The following is a 1,024-nucleotide window of genomic DNA, read 5'->3' as shown; positions in this document are numbered from 1 at the left end:
CAACCTGCCGGCGCAGCGGCGCCGGCTCCGACAGTGCCGACAGCAGGGCCGAGGCGTGGGCCCGGTGCAGGCTGGCGAGTCCGGCGTCGGCCTGGGGCAGGGGCGCATCTAGCACGGCGTTGTCCAGCAGCAGGCCATTGAAAGCCTGCTCGAACTGCACCCGCTGCGACAAGGCCTCGGCATAGTTCGCCAGCGGCCCGATCTGGCGATGGCTGAACTGCGCGCGCGCAGGCCGCAGCGCCCGGCCCGTGACCCAGCGGCTGAAGCTCACAGTGGCCGCGAGCACGGCCTCGACCTGGTGCGGGCTGAACGCCAGGCTGCCCTGCTGCGGGTGGTACACCACCCAGCTCTGGCGTTCACCCGCAAGGATCTGGAAACGCCCGCCGTCGCTGATGAGGCGCTGGTACTGCTGCAGCACGCCCAGACCCGCGCGCAGCGTGGCCGAGGACAGCAGGATGTAGCTCACCACATTGAAGCTGCCCGGCCCCACCGTGCGCCCCGCGTTCAGGCCGAACGATGGGTCGGCCGTGAGATCGGCCGCCGCGCGCCACAGGCGCGTGATGTCGTCGATAGGCCAGCGCGACTCGTCCAGGCAGCAGGGCGGCAGGCCAGCGCGCGCCAGCAACAACGCACGTGCCAAGCCCTGGCGCTCGGCGGCGGCCAGCACGGTGTTCACCCAGCTCAGGGCGACGCTGGGCTGCAGAAGCCGGTTCACGGGGCGTTGCCCGCCTTGTCCAAGCCATCACCGGGGCCTGCCGTGTGCGCCTGGATGCCGGCCTTCTGCGGCATCGCTGGCACCATGCAATGACTGTGAATAGGCTTCAAAGTCAACATGCGCGGGCTCCAAAGTCAAGGTAGCACCCATCATAAAACGCTATCGTCTAGCGCACAAAGAACCACATGCGTAGAGAACCACACAGGTTCCACGACCAGGAGACAAGCCATGGGAGCACAGCACCATGACGTGGTGATCGTTGGCGGCGGGCTGGCCGGCATCGTCACCGCGCTCGAAGCCCTGCGCGCG

The 1,024-nt window shown here is 68.6% G+C and carries 1 protein-coding gene; it reads right to left on the bottom strand.

Annotation, left to right across the window (positions count from 1 at the left end):
• Positions 1-715: AraC family transcriptional regulator (locus ACDELDRAFT_RS22970; RefSeq protein ID WP_005801615.1), on the bottom strand; the 715-nt coding region annotated here is incomplete at its 3' end.
• Between the last annotated feature and the right edge of the window lie 309 nt (positions 716-1,024).

The sequence above is a fragment of the Acidovorax delafieldii 2AN genome (assembly GCF_000175235.1).
Classification (GTDB): Bacteria; Pseudomonadota; Gammaproteobacteria; order Burkholderiales; family Burkholderiaceae_C; genus Acidovorax; species Acidovorax delafieldii_B.
Note: the sequence above shows the minus strand (reverse complement) of the source record. Positions and strands in the feature narration are given on the sequence as shown.